The 15,882-nt window shown below is 64.2% G+C and carries 18 protein-coding genes; 5 read left to right on the forward strand and 13 right to left on the reverse strand.

The genetic code is table 11. The annotated features are described in order from the left end of the window. Positions 1–110: 110 nt before the first annotated feature. From PQR08_RS12285 to PQR08_RS12310, 6 genes are all read right to left on the reverse strand, one after another. Complete coding sequence (locus PQR08_RS12285; protein WP_250483256.1) at positions 111–347, reverse strand: hypothetical protein; 237 nt, start codon at positions 345–347, stop codon at positions 111–113. Between the two features lie 224 nt (positions 348–571). Continuing rightward, positions 572–790 carry a hypothetical protein gene (locus tag PQR08_RS12290; RefSeq protein ID WP_187607173.1) on the reverse strand — a complete coding sequence of 73 codons (219 nt, stop codon included), beginning with the start codon at positions 788–790 and terminating at the stop codon, positions 572–574. A 221-nt stretch (positions 791–1,011) separates the two neighbouring features. Then, on the reverse strand, positions 1,012–2,415 hold the full coding sequence (locus PQR08_RS12295) for a sigma-54-dependent transcriptional regulator (protein ID WP_035506232.1): 1,404 nt from the start codon (positions 2,413–2,415) through the stop codon (positions 1,012–1,014). Positions 2,416–2,746: 331 nt separating this feature from the next. Continuing rightward, the gene (locus tag PQR08_RS12300) at positions 2,747–2,983 is read right to left on the reverse strand and encodes a hypothetical protein (RefSeq protein WP_035506230.1); all 237 of its coding nucleotides are present in this window, start codon (positions 2,981–2,983) and stop codon (positions 2,747–2,749) included. Between the two features lie 81 nt (positions 2,984–3,064). Further along, the gene (locus PQR08_RS12305) at positions 3,065–3,382 is read right to left on the reverse strand and encodes an ElaB/YgaM/YqjD family protein (RefSeq protein ID WP_238210135.1); all 318 of its coding nucleotides are present in this window, start codon (positions 3,380–3,382) and stop codon (positions 3,065–3,067) included. Between the two features lie 51 nt (positions 3,383–3,433). Next, positions 3,434–3,790 (reverse strand): hypothetical protein, encoded by a 357-nt coding sequence (locus PQR08_RS12310; protein WP_238288140.1) that lies wholly within the window; start codon positions 3,788–3,790, stop codon positions 3,434–3,436. A 586-nt stretch (positions 3,791–4,376) separates the two neighbouring features. On the opposite strand from PQR08_RS12310, the gene PQR08_RS12315 reads away from it, so the two are divergent. The 3 genes from PQR08_RS12315 (at position 4,377) to PQR08_RS12325 (ending at position 6,808) form a co-directional block, all read left to right on the forward strand. Beyond that, positions 4,377–5,444 (forward strand): sigma-54 interaction domain-containing protein, encoded by a 1,068-nt coding sequence (locus PQR08_RS12315; protein WP_187607176.1) that lies wholly within the window; start codon positions 4,377–4,379, stop codon positions 5,442–5,444. 288 nt (positions 5,445–5,732) lie between these two features. Then, positions 5,733–6,287, forward strand: coding sequence for a hypothetical protein (locus PQR08_RS12320; protein ID WP_035506224.1), 555 nt, complete (start codon positions 5,733–5,735; stop codon positions 6,285–6,287). Continuing rightward, positions 6,284–6,808, forward strand: coding sequence for a hypothetical protein (locus tag PQR08_RS12325; protein WP_238288141.1), 525 nt, complete (start codon positions 6,284–6,286; stop codon positions 6,806–6,808). The genes PQR08_RS12320 and PQR08_RS12325 overlap by 4 nt, the downstream gene beginning before the upstream one ends. A 63-nt stretch (positions 6,809–6,871) precedes the next feature. On the opposite strand, the gene PQR08_RS12330 is transcribed toward PQR08_RS12325, so the two are convergent. The 5 genes from PQR08_RS12330 to PQR08_RS12350 form a co-directional block, all read right to left on the reverse strand. Continuing rightward, positions 6,872–7,273 (reverse strand): type II toxin-antitoxin system HicB family antitoxin, encoded by a 402-nt coding sequence (locus PQR08_RS12330; RefSeq protein ID WP_250483255.1) that lies wholly within the window; start codon positions 7,271–7,273, stop codon positions 6,872–6,874. A gap of 12 nt (positions 7,274–7,285) precedes the next feature. Continuing rightward, the gene (locus tag PQR08_RS12335) at positions 7,286–7,486 is read right to left on the reverse strand and encodes a type II toxin-antitoxin system HicA family toxin (protein ID WP_187607179.1); all 201 of its coding nucleotides are present in this window, start codon (positions 7,484–7,486) and stop codon (positions 7,286–7,288) included. A 173-nt stretch (positions 7,487–7,659) separates the two neighbouring features. After that, entirely contained in the window at positions 7,660–9,009 is a 1,350-nt protein-coding gene (locus PQR08_RS12340; protein WP_035506214.1) for an ABC transporter ATP-binding protein, read from the reverse strand. A 12-nt stretch (positions 9,010–9,021) separates the two neighbouring features. Continuing rightward, complete coding sequence (locus PQR08_RS12345) at positions 9,022–10,785, reverse strand: ABC transporter permease (protein ID WP_238210129.1); 1,764 nt, start codon at positions 10,783–10,785, stop codon at positions 9,022–9,024. Between the two features lie 454 nt (positions 10,786–11,239). Further along, entirely contained in the window at positions 11,240–11,524 is a 285-nt protein-coding gene (locus PQR08_RS12350) for a hypothetical protein (RefSeq protein ID WP_250483254.1), read from the reverse strand. Here PQR08_RS12350 and PQR08_RS12355 point away from each other — a divergent pair. Together PQR08_RS12355 and PQR08_RS12360 are read left to right on the forward strand one after the other, a co-directional pair. Further along, entirely contained in the window at positions 11,517–13,202 is a 1,686-nt protein-coding gene (locus PQR08_RS12355) for a GGDEF domain-containing protein (RefSeq protein ID WP_187607182.1), read from the forward strand. The genes PQR08_RS12350 and PQR08_RS12355 overlap by 8 nt on opposite strands. A gap of 106 nt (positions 13,203–13,308) precedes the next feature. After that, positions 13,309–13,572 carry a hypothetical protein gene (locus PQR08_RS12360; RefSeq protein ID WP_050328642.1) on the forward strand — a complete coding sequence of 88 codons (264 nt, stop codon included), beginning with the start codon at positions 13,309–13,311 and terminating at the stop codon, positions 13,570–13,572. 31 nt (positions 13,573–13,603) lie between these two features. Here the strand turns inward: PQR08_RS12360 and PQR08_RS12365 are convergent, their stop codons facing one another. Both PQR08_RS12365 and PQR08_RS12370 read right to left on the reverse strand, forming a co-directional pair. Continuing rightward, the gene (locus PQR08_RS12365; protein WP_250483253.1) at positions 13,604–14,944 is read right to left on the reverse strand and encodes an ATP-binding protein; all 1,341 of its coding nucleotides are present in this window, start codon (positions 14,942–14,944) and stop codon (positions 13,604–13,606) included. After that, the gene (locus tag PQR08_RS12370; RefSeq protein WP_187607184.1) at positions 14,928–15,650 is read right to left on the reverse strand and encodes a response regulator; all 723 of its coding nucleotides are present in this window, start codon (positions 15,648–15,650) and stop codon (positions 14,928–14,930) included. The genes PQR08_RS12365 and PQR08_RS12370 overlap by 17 nt, the downstream gene beginning before the upstream one ends. Between the last annotated feature and the right edge of the window lie 232 nt (positions 15,651–15,882).

A 15,882-nucleotide genomic window follows, 5' to 3' on the forward strand; every position in this document is an offset into this window, starting at 1 on the left:
TTGTAAATGAAAGTTTGTATGAAGATGTTACGGACGAACGAAAATACGCGGCGAACGCACGCCGCGTAGAAATTTTTATCCTTGTGCCGGGTGCGTCCGCCGGCCGGTAATCACGAGTCCTGCTCGGAGCCCAGGTCGCGTTGATAGTCGATCCCTTCGCGGCGCACGCCGCCCTGATTGTGCTCGCCATCGGGCGGCACGCCAGGCGCGGGGCGGTTCTGGCTGGCAGGATCGTGATCGGCGGGCGGCGCCGATGCGCCCTGGGCGCCGGCTGCCTTGGCGGCTTCGGCGCGCGCTTCGCGCTTGGAAGAATGACGCGCGGAGCGTCGGAGTGCGGGATGCCTCATGATGCCTCCAGAGAAGAAGGCCGTCGCGATAGTGACGTCGGCGGCGTCGGACCGTTGCGCTTGGGCAAGCGCGGCTTCAGAAAAAGCGACCGGCGACAGGACGTGTCGCCGGTCATTGTTGCGCCATCCGTTGTAATCTCTACGCTGGGGATGGAAACTTATTCAAACCTTGCACGAATTCTGGGCATTGTCCAACGTCTGCAGTCCTGCGTCCTTCTGCGTTGCTAATACACGTGCGGCGTTTCGCCCGGTCCCGGCGGTGGATCGCCGATCGGCTGCGACGGCGGCTCGGGCGGCTCGCGCGTCGGATCCGGATTCGTGTCGGGCGGAATCGGCGTGGGCGGCGGCTGATCGGGCGGCGTTACCGGCGGGTCCGGCGGCTGCGGCGTCTGTGCTTCGATACGATGAACATCGGAAGCGCGACTGGACGGGCTGTGTGGCATGGCGGGCTCCTTGCGGTCTTGTGATCGTACTTTCGCCATCCGTCGGCGCCTGCGCGCCACGCGCGGATGTCATTCGATCGGCAGCAAGGGGCATGCCCCTCATCAGTCTCCGTTGCGCATCTCCTGTCACATTATCGGCGTAGAAAACGCGCCTGCCAATGAAAAACGCCTGCGCACTTTAAAAGCCGCAGGCGTTGTTTTCGTCTAAAGATAAGCGACGTTCAGGTATTTTCGCTATCTGCCTCGTTCATGTCGCCGCCTTCTCCGACAGCAGCCTTGTTCGCGTCCTCGCCGTACTCGACGAGCCGGTTATAAAGCGTTTTCAGGCTGATGCCGAGGATTTCGGCGGCGCGCGTCTTCACGCCGCCGCACTGGTCGAGCGTGGCGAGGATGAGCTGACGGTCCGCCTGCGCGAGCGAGGTGCCGAACGGAATGGTCACCGCTGTGCCCGCCGATGGTTTCGACAGCGAAATCTGCAGCGGCACCGTGGCCGTGCTGTCCGAGTCCGTCGCCGACATGATGTACGCACGCTGCACGTAGTTCTTCAGCTCGCGCACGTTGCCCGGCCAGTTGTACGACGCCAGCATCTCGCGCACGGCCGGCGGGAAGCCTTTTTTCGTGTTGTAGCGGGAGTTCAGCTCGTCAAGGAATGCTTGTCCGAGCAGCTCGACGTCCTTGCCCCGCTCGCGCAACGGCGGCAGATTGATCGGAAATACGTTCAGCCGGTGATAGAGGTCGAGGCGCAGTTTGCCTTCGAGCACGGCCTGCTCGGGATCGCGATTGGTCGCGGCGATGAGGCGCACGTCCGTCTCGAGTTCCTTGGTCGTGCCGACGCGCATGAACATGCCCGTCTCCAGCACGCGCAGCAACTTCACCTGAAGCTCGATCGGCATTTCGGTGATTTCGTCGAGGAATAGCGTGCCGCCGTTCGCGCGTTCGAAATAACCCTTGTGCTGCCGATCCGCGCCCGTGAACGAGCCGCGCTCATGGCCGAACATCTCCGATTCGATCAGGTTCGGCGAGATCGCGCCGCAGTTCACCGCGATGAACGAATGCTTGCGGCGCAGGCTAAGCTCGTGCAGCGTCTGCGCGGCGACTTCCTTGCCGGTTCCCGATTCGCCGATCAGCAACACGGACGCGGCCGTCGGCGCGACCCGGCCGATCTGGTCGTACACCGTTTGCATCGCGGGCGAATTGCCGAGCATCAGACCGAAGCGGCCCATCCGGCGCAGCTCGCCGCGCAAGGTGCCGATTTCCGCTTTCAGGTCGCCGGCGCGCGGCAGGCGCGAGAGGATGGCCTTCACGCGCTGCATGTTGATCGGTTTGACGAGGTAGTCTGTCGCGCCCATCTTGAGCGCGCTGACGGCGGATTCAACCGTCGCGTGGCCGGTTATCACGATCACCTCGACGCCCGAGCGCGGGTCGAGATCCTCGAAAAGATCGACGCCCGTGCCGTCGGGCAGCTTGAGATCGGTGAACACGACGTCCGGCGTTTGCCGCACGAGCTGAATGCGTGCCTCGCGCAAATCGCCGGCGGTGGCCGTCGTCAATCCGTCTTCGCCGATGATCGCGGCTAGCGCCTCGCGGGTACTGGGATCGTCATCGACAATCAATACGTGTGGCATTGCGTCTCGAATTCTTCCAAAGCGTTTTCAGGTCACACGCCATGATGTGGCATGGTCTTCTCCGTGCGGCATGGACGCCGACGGGCCGGTGCGATTCGCGATGGCCGCTGATTAAAGGTAATCGCGCGACGCGAAATGCGCAAAAAATAGAATAATTTCCGATCATCCGCACGCTTGGTTCAAACCCAGCGTAAGTTTTTCCATTTAGACAACTTATGGCCGGAGTTTCACCGATTATAAGCGTTTATCACGCGAAAAAACGCACGCTGATTCAGCGCGCGTTTCTTTGGTCGCATCATTAAAAAGCGGTAGCGGGTTATAGCAGTCCGGCTCAACTCCGCGGAAAATGCCACGCATCCGGAGTGCCGCCGACGACGCCATGACCATTCACGGCCTTCGCGCTTGCGCCGGTCGACGGGCTCAGCACTTTGCCGCCCTCGTCTTCCCAGCGGTTCAGGTCACGCGCCGCGCGCCGTCCCGCGAGATCCTGCGACTGCACCCACTTCCACGCGAGAACGCTGCCAACTGCGAACAACGCGCCGAAAATTCCGATCGAGGGCCGTGCCATTGTGTTCTCTCCCATCATCAATAAAATTCGCCGCCGCGATTAAACGACGGCTCCGCGCATTCAAGATGAATGCGCGACGAATCAGCGGGAAACCAGAAGCCCCACCAGAAAGCCGACGCCCGCCGCAATGCCGAGCGACTGCCACGGATTGTCCTTCACGTATTTCTCGGTGCAATCGACGCCCGCGCGATAACGGCTTTGCGCGTTCGCCTGCGCATCTTCCAGCGCGCTGCGCGCCGAATCGACGTGATCGCGCAAACGCGTGCGCAGCGCTTCGACGCCCTCGCCGGGCAGCGTCGCCGATAAACGCAGCAATTCCTCCGAATCGTTCAGCAGCACTTTGATGTCTTCGATGATCTTTTGCTTGCCCAACGCAAGCTGGACAGTCGTTTGACTCATAAGATGTAGTCCTCGCCTAATTGGGTTTGTCTGAGCGCGCCGACGCGACAATCAGCGCGTTTCGGCGACAGGAAGGCGGGGCACGGCAAGGCGCCCGCCTGCTTCGAGACGTGCGCGCAGGCTGCGCACGACGCCGCTTGCCATCAGCGCGCCGCCCATCGCGCCGAACACGAGGCTCGTCACGTTCGCGGCGCGCGCGAGCGCTGGCGTGCCCGCCGCATAGCCTAGCACCGCGCACATCAGCGCGGTGACGAGCGCGACGGCGGCCCAGTGATAGATGTCGATCGGCTCGCCCGTCACGAGTTCCTGGCGATCACCGCCCGAACCGTACGCGCGTCGCGTGCGAAGCGGCCGTGTGGGCGTGGTGCGCTCGTGTGCGGGCCCGTCGAAAATAAAGAAGTCTTCCATGATGCTTTTGCCTCTCTCGCCCATTCTCGTGTGTGCGCCTCAGGGCGATGCTCGTCGGCGACTTTCGAACAAGTATCACGATGACCGAGCTTATGCAGCTTTCGTGCCAGTGGTGATGAACCGGAGTCTGGCGCTCGCCCGCCACATCCCGCCGCCGATGATCGGGTAACAATTACGCTGTGCCTTTGTAAATTCTCGGTGCGTAAAGGAGAACCTTTCCGGAAGTGCGCGGCACTCACCGCGCGGTTCAGACAAAATGCGCCCCCGGCCGGCCAGCGCATTGCCGCAATGTCGTTGCGAATGGTTAAATAGCGTTTATGAGATAGGCTCGTCTGTAAACAATCGGCGCTGCGAAATACCCGATGCAGACGTTCCTGGACCGACGCACTACGAGGAAGAGCGGCTCACGGCTAGCGTGAGCACGACGGGCAACGCGCACGGGCGCGTCATATGCCGATGCGCGCGGTCACCCACGGTTGCGCCGCTCGCGCGCGCCGAACCGCGCCCCGCCGGCTGCACGACCGGGGGCGCCCGCGCAGGCCGCCGCCCGCCCACGACATACGCAGAACTGGAACGATCAGGACACATGGCGTCAACCGATCTGGATCCGCCGCCCACCGCGGTCGGAGATACACCCGCGCAAAGAAAGCGCAACACGGGAGAAGTGCCGGGCCTGAAGTCCTATGGACTGCTCTACGGCTCGTCTCCCGTGATGCTGGAGCTGTATGCGCAAATCGAGCGCGTCGCCGCCACCGATGCGACGGCGCTCATCATCGGCGAGTCGGGCACCGGCAAGGAGCTCGTCGCCCGGACGATCCACGACCACAGCGCGCGCAAGGACGCGCCGTTCATCGCGGTGAACTGCGGCGCGATTCCCGACAACCTCATCGAAGCCGAACTCTTCGGTCACGAGAAAGGCAGCTTCACGGGCGCGGTGCAGGGGCGTATCGGCTATTTCGAGCACGCGAACGGCGGCACGCTCTTTCTCGACGAAGTCACGGAGATGTCGCCGGTGCGGCAGGTGAAGCTGCTGCGCGCGCTGGAAACGGGCACGTTCTTTCGCGTCGGCGGCAACGATCTCATCAGCTCGGATGTGCGCGTGATCGCGGCGACCAATCGCGATCCCGTCACGGCCGTGAAGGAAAACGGCTTGCGCGAGGATCTGATGTATCGGCTCGCGGTGTTCCCGTTGCGCGCGCCGCCGCTGCGCGAGCGCGATTCGGACCGCGAACTGCTCGCGCAGCATTTCCTCTCGGAGATGAACGCGCAGGAAGGCACGAGCAAGGTCTTCAGCAAGCGCGCGCTCGACGTGCTGCGCACGTACTCATGGCCGGGGAACGTGCGCGAACTGAAGAACACGGTCTATCGCGCGTTCATCCTCGCGGAGAAGACGGTGGAGATCGCGCATCCGCATCTCGCGTCGCGCGTGAAGAAGCCCGTCACGCAGGGCGATGCGATGAACGTCTGGGTCGGCACGCCGCTCGCCGATGCGCAGAAGCAGATCATCCTCGGCACGCTCAAGCATTGCGGCGGCGACAAGCGGCGCGCGGCAAAGGCGCTCGGCGTGAGCCTCAAGACCTTGTACAACCGCCTCGGCGCATACGAAAACGAGGATACCGAAGGCGGCGACGCGGCATCGGGCAGCGAAAACTGAATCGCCTGCCGGCTTTCATCGACATGACTTGAGAAGCGAGCGCGCACAGCCGCGCTTGCTTTTTTTTGTCCGCGACGAAACGCAGATCGAGGCACATTTCGTGCGCTTGCAATTTCTTGCAATTTTCCCGAACCGGTAATTAGAAGCATGCTTCAAAATGCGCGAAGCCCGCGCACCGTGCCGACTTTGCGTTGCCGGGCGGCGACTTGAGGGCGATACCTCAAGAAGATTCGAGCCCTCGAACCCCGATTGGCAAGCGTCGGGATACGGTAGACGAAGGAAAGCAACATGCAGATCAGGGTCCATCGGCGCAGCCCGCGCGCCGCCGCGCTCGCCGCGGTCATTTCAGGCGTCATCGCTTGCATGAGCCTCAGTGGATGTAACTCGCTCTATAGCGAAGGCGCGACGGCAGGCGCCGGTATCGCGGGCGCGGCGGTGGCGAACAGCGTCACAAGCAACGCGGCGGTGGCGACAGGCATCGGTCTTGGCGCGGTCGCCGCGGCCCGCGCGGGCGTGCAGTACACGCAGCGCGTCGCTCATACCAACACGCAGGATCAGATCGCGTCGGCCGCCGGTCCGCTCGCGGTCGGTGCGGTTGCGCCGTGGAAGGCGGTGCATTCGGTGCCGATCGAAGAAGACGAGAAAGGCCGCGTGACGGTGAGCCGCACGATCAGCAGCGGCGTGCTCGAGTGCAAGGAGATCGTGTTCTCCGTCGATCGCGACGCAACCAAGGACCGCGCGGCCGACAGCGCGTTCTACGTCGCGTCGGTATGCCGTGACGGCGACAAGTGGAAGTGGGCCTCGGCCGAGCCCGCTACGCCGCGCTGGGGTTCGCTGCAATGACGCTGTCGCTCGACGTAACTCTGGCGCTGCGTCTCGGCATCGTCGCGGCGGGCGCGGCCGTGTGCGTGTCGATGAGCGGCTGCGCGTCGATCGGCGCCGCGGCTGGCGCGACGGCCGGCATCGCGACGGGCGCGTTCACGACGAATCCGGCCATCGGGTTGGGCGTGGGCATCGCCGTTCAGGCCGCCACGGATGAGGCCGTCAAGCGCGTCACCAAATCGCTGCATCAGGATCAGCAGGTCATGATCGCGGTGACGGCGGGCATCTCTCAGGTCGGCGAAACCAGGCCGTGGAAGGTCAAGCACACCTTGCCGGTCGAGAACGGTCACGGTGAAGTGCGCGTGCTGCGCGAGTTCGGCAGCGCGCTCGCGACGTGCAAGGAATTCGCGTTCTCGGTCGTCGATGGCGACGATGCGAAAGCGCCCGCCGAGTGGTTCGTCGCAACGGCTTGCCAGCAGCCGAGCGGATGGAAATGGGCGTCGGCGGAGCCCGCGGTCGAGCGGTGGGGGAATCTGCAGTAGTTTCCCGACTGGTCTTCCGAAGAGCGCGGTTTCCTCACGGACACCGCGCTTTTTTCCATGACTTCAGCCGTTGGCGATCGCTTCCAGCGCGACGCGCGCGAGGAACCCGCTGCGGGTCTCGTGGCGCGCTTCGACATAGCTGTCGATCTTGTGCAGCACGAATCGCGGCAGGCTGATGTTGATGCGCTCCGGGCGGGAATCGAGCTTGGAGAGGTCCACTTCGACGAAGGCCCAGATGGCCGTGGCGAAATCCGGATCAGCGATCAACTCCTCAATGCTTCGCGACGTGATCGCGACTTCCGTGCCGTCCTCGATGATCGTCTCGATGTGGAAAAAAATGGCTTCCTTCGCATTTTTGATCGCTTCGTGGATCGTATCTCCGGCTGAAAAAACGCCCGGCACGTTGGGCACGGTCACTCCATAGCTGCTTTCAGGATCTTTATGAATGGCGAGGGCAAATTCCATTGTCCGGCTCCGTTACGACGAATACAGACGGTTGAGCAATCCGGCGCCTTTGAGAACCGATCTGGCCGTTCCGATCGCTACGTCTTTCTTTGGATGAACCACGGTTACGCGACCGATTTTGGTTGCGTGTCTGAAGTGGTGATGACTGCCTCGCGTGCGCACGAGCTCCCAGCCGTCATCCATCAGCATTCGAATCAAGCGCGATGAATCCATCTCGTCTCCGAATGCTGCGTGTGTAGCTTTACACACGCAGGAGTGATCTTCAAGACGAAAACGTTACGATTCAACGCGCTGCACGAACATTCAGCCGAACGGCCAACGCCAATGAAAAAGCGCGGTGCCGTCACCGGCAACCGCGCTTTCGATTCAATCCAACCCGAAGCCGCTTAAGCCTCCACATCCTCCAGACTCAGCATCTCCGTCTGGTCGTTATACGAGAAAATCTCCCCATAACGTCCCCAGTCGATGACCGCATCGAGCGTCTCCTGCGCGGCCTTGTCGGAGAGAAAGTCCTCCAGTTCCTGCTCGAAGCGCACGCGCGGCGCGCGATGTCCCGGCCGTTCGTTCAGCACCTTCTTGATCCGCGCGGCCAGCGGCACGTGCCGCAACAGATGCTCCGCGAACATCATCTTGCGCTCCTGCGTGCCGAACTCGGCGAACACGCGCGCTTGCGGCGTGAGGAAGATGTCGCCCTCGCGCACATCGGCGAAACCGAGGTGCTGCAGCACTTCCGCGATCGGAAAGAGATCGTCGACTTCGAGATGCAGCGTGCGCGCGATTTCGGGCATGTCCGCGCGGCCATGATACGGTTCGGCCGCGAGCGTTTCGATGAGACCCGCCATCAGGTTGGTCGAGACCGACGGCAGCCAGCTTCCGAGCTCCAGCCCCTTCTTCTTCGCTTCGTCCATCTGACGCGCGGTCATTTTCGCGTAGATATCGTCGACGAGACGCCTGAACGCCGGGTCCAGACGATTGCGCGGATGCTTGAACGGCACCTTGATCTCGGCCATCACGCGACCGGGATTCGACGACAGCACCAGAATGCGGTCGCACATGAACACCGCTTCCTCGATGTTGTGCGTGACGATCAGCACCGACTTGATCGGCATGCGCCCCTGCGTCCAGAGATCGAGCAGATCGGTGCGCAGGTTTTCGGCGGTCAGCACGTCGAGCGCGGAGAACGGCTCGTCCATGAGCAGAAGCGTCGGATCGACGACGAGCGCCCGCGCGAAGCCCACGCGCTGGCGCATGCCGCCCGACAGTTCGCGCGGATACGCGTTTTCGAAGCCGTCGAGACCGATCAAGTCGATCGCGGCCAGCGCACGTTCACGGCGCTCGCGCGCGCCCACGCCCTGCGCTTCCAGACCGGCTTCCACGTTCTGGAGCACGGTCAGCCACGGAAACAGCGCGAACGTCTGGAACACCATCGCGACGCCCTTCGCGGGTCCGCTCAGGGGCTTGTCCAGATAGGTCACTTCGCCGGCCGTCGGCTCGATCAGCCCGGCGATGATGCGCAACAGCGTCGACTTGCCCGATCCCGAACGCCCGAGCAGTCCGACGATCTCGCCTTCGCGCAGCGAGAGGTTCGCATCGTCGAGCACGAGCAATTCGCCTTGCGTCTTGTTGAAGCCGCGGCTCACGTTCGCCACGCGCAGGATCTCCGCGCCGAGTCGCGGCGGCGTGCCTTGCGGGCGCTGGAAGCCCTGCGCCGCCGACGTATTTTTCAGGTTCTGCATCGGAACTCGTCCTCAATCCAGCCGAAGCCTTGCTTCGGCGTAGGCGTATAGCGGGCGCCACAACAGTCGGTTGAACAGCGTGACGAACAGCGACATCACGGCGATGCCGAGAATGATTTTCGGGTAGTCGCCCGCGGCGGTCGTCTGGGCGATGTAGGCGCCGAGGCCGTGCGCGACGACCTCCGTCTTCCCCCACGACACGGCTTCCGCGACGATGCTGGCGTTCCACGCGCCACCCGAGGCGGTGATCGCGCCGGTGATGTAGTAAGGGAAGATGCCCGGCAACATGCACTTCTTCCACCACTGCCAGCCGCGGATCTGGAAGTTGCTCGCGGCCTCGCGATAGTCGTTCGGATAGGAGGACGCGCCCGCGACCACGTTGAAGAGGATATACCACTGCGTGCCGAGCACGATGAGCGGCGACAGCCAGATATCCGGGTTCAGATGAAAGCGCACGATCACCACGACGAACACCGGAAACAGCAGGTTCGCCGGGAACGCGGCGAGGAACTGCGCGAGCGGCTGGATTTTCTCCGCGAGCGCCGGGCGCAGGCCGATCAACACGCCGATAGGCACCCACACCACCGATGCGAGCGCGATCAGCACCACCACGCGCAAGAGCGTGATGAAGCCGAGCACGAACACGTGGCCGACTTCGCCCCAGCTCACGCCGGTCGCGACGAACGACGCGACCTTCCACACGACGAACACCGTGATCAGCACCACGACCGTGCCCCACGCGATATCGCCCGCGCGCGTGGACGGCACCTTCGCGCGCAGCGGCAAGCCGACGTTTTCCAGCGCGCCCTGCAGGGACGGCAGCCTGATCGGAACGCGCGCCGCCTTCGCGAGAATCCAGCCCGCCGGCACGAGCAGACGGTGAATCAGGCGCGTGCGGCGGATCAGGTCAAGGAGCCACGAAGACGGCTCGTCGCCCGAGCTCGTGTTCTCCATGCGGAACTTGTCGGCCCATGCGACGAGCGGGCGGAACATCAACTGGTCGTAGGCCAGGATGACGATGGTCATCGCGAGGATCACCCAGCCGATCGCGCTCAGGTTGCGCTCGCCGATGGCCGCGGCCAGATACGCGCCTACGCCCGGCAGCACGATCGTGCGGTTGCCGACCGTGATCGCCTCGGAGGCGACGACGAAGAACCAGCCGCCCGACATCGACATCATCATGTTCCAGATGAGGCCCGGCATCGAGAACGGCACTTCGAGCTTCCAGAAGCGCTGCCAGTTGGTGAGGTGAAAGCCGCGCGACACTTCATCCAGATCGCGTGGCACCGTGCGCAGCGACTGGTAGAAGCTGAACGTCATGTTCCAGGCCTGGCTCGTGAAGATCGCGAAGATCGCCGCGCATTCGGCGCCGATCACGCGCCCCGGGAACATCGCGAGGAAGAACGTCACCGTAAACGAGATATAGCCCAGCACCGGCACCGACTGGAGGATGTCGAGGATCGGCACGAGCACGATCGACGCACGCCTGCTCTTCGCCGCGAGCGTGCCGTAGACCAGCGTGAAGATGAGCGAGGCGACCATCGCCAGCAGCATGCGCAAGGTCGTGCGCAACGCGTATTCGGGAAGGTTCGCGGGGTCGAGCGAGATCGCCTGGGTCTGCAATGTCGAGATCGGCGCCAGGGTCTCGTGGAATCCGACGGCGGCGAGCGCGATGATGCAGATGATCATCGGGAACGCGATGAAGTCCCAGCGGTTGGGCAGGATCCGCCAGGCCGACGCATTCGCCGTGCGATTCAGATTGAAACCAAATTCCATGCAAGGCCCTCCCCGTAAGGCTTTGTTCCGACCGCGCGTGCGCGGGATGTTGCTTGAGACGGCGAACGAACCGTCCGGCGGGCAAGAAGCCTTTGCCCGGGACAGCCTCATGCTCAACGCACGCGGCCATCGATACGACGACACGTTCAGCACGAATGACGGCGCCGGGCAGTCGCCGCGTCAGACGTTTCCCCGCGCTGAACCGAGCGACACTACACCAACCCGTGTGACAGGCACAACCTTCATGCGGTCCGGCGCGCCATTCCTGCGATGTTTCTGTTGCTCTTCGGCACGGCATGGGCAAAATGAAGGGGCTGTCAGCGTCGAATGCGCCGCGCGCCCGCGTGCTTTCGCTTCCTTTCAGTCTGGCTGCGGCGCGCCCAGGTCGGATTGCCCGGCGAACGGCGCTTTCGCGCGACGCGCGTCCGTTATGTTGGACGCACGTCGCCCGCCTTCAGAAGGCACTTGATAGGCGGCGGAAAACATCGTCCAATCTTGGCTTATCACGAACAATAATTTGAGCGCCGATGCGATGCGAGACGCCCGATCCGAGCCGGAAAACCGCCTGAGCCACACTCGCCGCCCCGTTGCGAGCGAAAGCCTGAAAGCGGTTGACATGATGCGCCGTAATCCGCGCACCCGCCTTGCCCGCTTCGCGCAGACCGGACCGCTCGGGCGGCACGGCGCGTTCAGCCTGCGAACGGCGTGAACTTCCATTGCGCCCGAGATCGATGAACAAGCTCATCCTGCACCGTGTGATCGCGACGCTCGGCCTCGCGGCGCTGGCATTCGCGTGCTGGATTGCCGCCGGCTTGTTGTCGGACCGAATGGTACAACAGGAGATGACGGCGACGGTGCGCACCGAACGCCAGATGGCGGCGTCCATCGTCGACAACATGGCGCAGATCATCGCGAGCGATCTGGCGATGTCGCGCGCCATTCCCGCGACGCTCGCCCAGATGGACCTCACGCAGAGCGCGCTCGCGGAGTCGCGGAATTATGCCTCGAACCCGGCCGGGACGGAACTCGAACGCCGCAAGGACTGGACCGCGCGCCCCGCTCTCGCGAAGGTCAATCACTTCCTGCACGACGCGCAGGGCTTCTCCGGCCTCGACTCCATCTGGCTCGTCAACGAAAAGGGTTTCTGCATTGCATCGAGCAACGCGGGCGACGACGACAGCTTCATCGGCTACGACATGAGCGCTCGCGGTTATGTGGCGCGCGCGCTGCTCGGCGGCTTCGTCGAGATGTATGGCGTCGGGCGTCTGTCCGGCGAGCCGGGCATCTTCATCGCGGCGCCGGCTTACGAGGACGGCATTCTGGTCGGCGCGGTGATCGCGAAGGTGAGCATCGACCGGCTGCGGCACTGGGTCTCGCGCGCCGGCACCTTCGTGACCGACGAGAACGGCGTCGTCGTGATGGCGCACGACGGCAGGCTCGAATACCAGGCGATGCCCAGTGCGCCCATCGCGCGCATGACCGAGCGCGAGCGCATCGAGCACTACCGGCGCGAGTCGTTTCCGGAGCTGCGCGTGTCGCATATCGGCGAGCAGATGCGCGCGTCCGAGCACTGGCTCGCGCCCGCGCTCGCGCAAACCTTCTACGCCGCGAACGGCAGCAACGTGCCCTCGCTCTACGACGAACGCACGGGCCTCAACTCGGGCCTTTCGGCGCATATCGTCCATCCGCTCACGAGCTGGCCGGAGATCAGCCGCAATCACAGCCGCGACCGCTTCCTCGTATTTCTGACGATGCTCGGCGTCGTGACGCTCGCGATCGTGATCGCCACTTCGTACTCGCGCGAGCGGCGCCTGCACCGCGCGACGCGCGATCTCGCCGAGCAGTTGCAGTCGGCCAATACGCTGCTTTCGGCCGAAGCGCGCCATGACGCGCTCACGGGCGCACTCTCCCGGCGATATTTCCTCGACACGCTGCGGCACGAAGTCGAGCTCGCGCGCTCGGTCGGCACGCCGCTTTCGGTCGCGATCGCCGATCTCGACCACTTCAAGCAGATCAACGATCGCTTCGGCCACGCGTCGGGCGACCGGGCGCTCGAACATTTCGTCGAAGTGTGCCGCGCGCAGCTTCGTCCGAGCGACGCGATCGGTCGGCTCGGCGGCGAGGAATTCGGCATTCTGCTGCCGCAAACCTCGCTCGCCGATGCGCAAGCCGTGCTCGAACGTCTGAGAAAGCGCTTCCATCACGAGCACTGCGCGCATCTGCCGGACGATGCGGTGCTGTCGGTGTCCATCGGCATCACGGAGCTCGCGCTCGACGACGCCCTCGAATGGATTCTCTCCCGCGCGGACCTCGCGCTCTACGAGGCGAAGTCTCGTGGGCGCGACCGCAGCGAAGTGCGCCCCGCCGATCCCGGCCCGTCCGCGCGGCACACGGAAGACACGCTCGCGGGCAAATGAGCGTCGTGGCATCGCACGGTCATGCGCATGTCGCGACGCGCACGCATCCCGCAGGTATCATCGATATTCGAAATCGAATGCCGCTGGCGTGAATCGGGAGGTTTGCATGAAGGGAAATCTGGTCATCGTGTGCCGGGATCAGGACGCAGAAACGTTCGACCACCTGCTCGCCGAGTACGGCTCGTTTCAGACGCGGCTTTCGTCGACAGCGTGGTTTCTGAAGATCGATCTCGCGCCCGAAGTGATTCAGGATGAGATCCTCTCGCGCCTCGGCAAATACACGACGCACTACATCTTCGAGGCGTCGACGGTGACGTACAACACGGTGGACAGCGAAGCAGCGTCGGCGCTCGAAACCCTGTTCGACTGACGCCGCGCCGCTTCTGCCACTCAGCGCGCCGTTACGACACGCGCTCTTCGTGCTGCGGGCCGGCGCGGCGCTCTTCCACCGGCCGCGTGGCGATGTCGAACGGAAAGGTCATCGCGACCTGCAATCCGCCATCGGCACGATTGCCGATCTCGCACTCACCGCCCACGCGACGCGCAAGCCGCTCGACGATGGCGAGTCCGAGCCCGCTATGCCCGCTGCCGCCACGCGCCGGATCGAGCCGCACGAACGGCCGGCTCGCCTTGATGAGATCGTCCGGCGCGATGCCCTTGCCGTGATCGGACACCGACAACACCCATACCTTGGCTTCCCGCCGCGTCTCGATGACGACCGGCGGCGCGCCGTACGCATGCGCGTTGTCGAGCAAATTCGAAAGCAGCCGGTCGAGCGTGGCCGCCGGCAGCGCGAAAGCGAGCCCTGCTTCGAGTTTCAGGCGAATCGGCTGCGCGCCCGGCGACACCGCGCGATACGCCCGCGCGATACGCTCACACTGCTCGTCGACGGGAACGGGCTCGCTGCCGTCCGGTCGGTCGTGCGCGAACACGAGAAACTGATCGACGATATGCGCCATCGAATCGACATCGCGCACAACGCCGTCGCGCATCTTCGCGTCGTCCATCATTTCGGCGCGCAGACGCAGGCGCGCGAGCGGCGTCTTCAGATCGTGCGCGACGCCCGCGAGCATCACGGCGCGGTCGCTCTCCGTCTGCGAGACTTCGCGGACCATCTGATTGAAACCGTGCGTCAGCTGCCGCAATTCGCGCGGGCCGCGCTCGGGCACCGGCGGCGTCGGCTGGCCGCGCCCGAAGCGCCCGACCGCCTGCGCGAGCGAGCGCAGCGGATATTGCAGCTGCCACGCGCCGAATAGCGCGGCAAGCACGGCCGTCGAGAAAATCAGCGCGAGCCACACGAGCATGCGGTCGCGCGAGCGCGGCGGGCGCAGCGGCTGCACCGGCACGACAACCCATCCCGTGTCCTTCACGCCATGCACCCACACGCTCGGCGGCCCGCCGGGCTCGCTCAGGCGCACGTCGGTGCCATCGGGCAGACGGTCCTTCAGGTCCTCGACGAAACGCTGCAGCGGCGGCGGCATGTTCTCGTCGGGCTGCCTGGGCACGTCGGGACTCGCGAGCGGGACCACGCGCACGCGCGGTGGCAAAGGCTGATCCGGCGTATTCGCGATGTGCTGACGGACCGCCTCGACGAGGAAAACGGCTTCCTCCACGGCGAAGCGCGTCTGCACGTTGTCCCGCTCGAAGCGGATGATCGCGAACCACGCGACATGCGACAGCACCAGCATGCCGATGACGATGACGACCAGCCGGCCGAACAGCGTGTCAATTGCCCGGCGCATTTTGCTCGCCGTCCGGCACGAACACGTAGCCGCGCCCCCGCACCGTCTGGATGAAGCGCGGCGCCGAAGGATCGGACTCGAGGATGCGGCGCAGGCGCCACACCTGCACGTCGATGCCGCGATCGGTGCCGTCGTATTCCGGGCCGTGCAGCAGTTCGAGCAGGCGCTCGCGCGTGAGCGTGCGCATCGGGTTGTTCACGAAGATCTTGAGCAGCGCGAATTCGCTGCCGGACAGCGTGAGCGGCTTGTCGTCCTGTTGCAGCGTGCGCGACTGGAAATCCAGCCGGAACCGGCCGAACGAAAACGGCTCGCGCTGCTCGGGCGCGGCGGACGGAATCGTGCGGCGGCGGCGCAGCACGGCCTGCACGCGCGCGAGCAGTTCGCGCGGATTGAACGGCTTGCCGAGGTAATCGTCCGCGCCCAGTTCGAGGCCGACGATCCGGTCCACGTCGTCCGCGCGCGCGGTGAGCATGATGACCGGGATGTCGTCGCCGGATGCGCGCAACTGTTTGAGCGCGGTCAGCCCGTCGACGCCCGGCATCATCAGATCGAGCACGATGAGATCGGGCCGCTCGCGTTCGATGCGGCGTTCGAGTCCACCGGCGTCATGCAGCACCGATACCTCGATGCCCTGCCGGACCAGATAGTCGCGCAGAAGGTCGCGCAGTTCGGCGTCGTCGTCGACGACAAGTATTTGCGTAGTCATGAGATGGAGTTTAGCGCGTGAGTCGGACCTCGATTGATGACAGCCCTGCCATAAGGGTTACGGGGTGTTACGACGAAAGCGGGGCGTAAACCCGCGTAACAAGCCTGAACCCTGCCGTAACACGCGCCCTGCTGCGAACCCCTACGCTGTGTTTCACCGACAAGCGCAAGACCTCGACACACCAACCGATACGTCGATCAAGGCCTCGTGGCTTCGGCATCGAAAACAATCA

Origin of the sequence: Caballeronia jiangsuensis, assembly GCF_046030135.1 — a bacterium.
Lineage (GTDB): Bacteria > Pseudomonadota > Gammaproteobacteria > Burkholderiales > Burkholderiaceae > Caballeronia > Caballeronia jiangsuensis.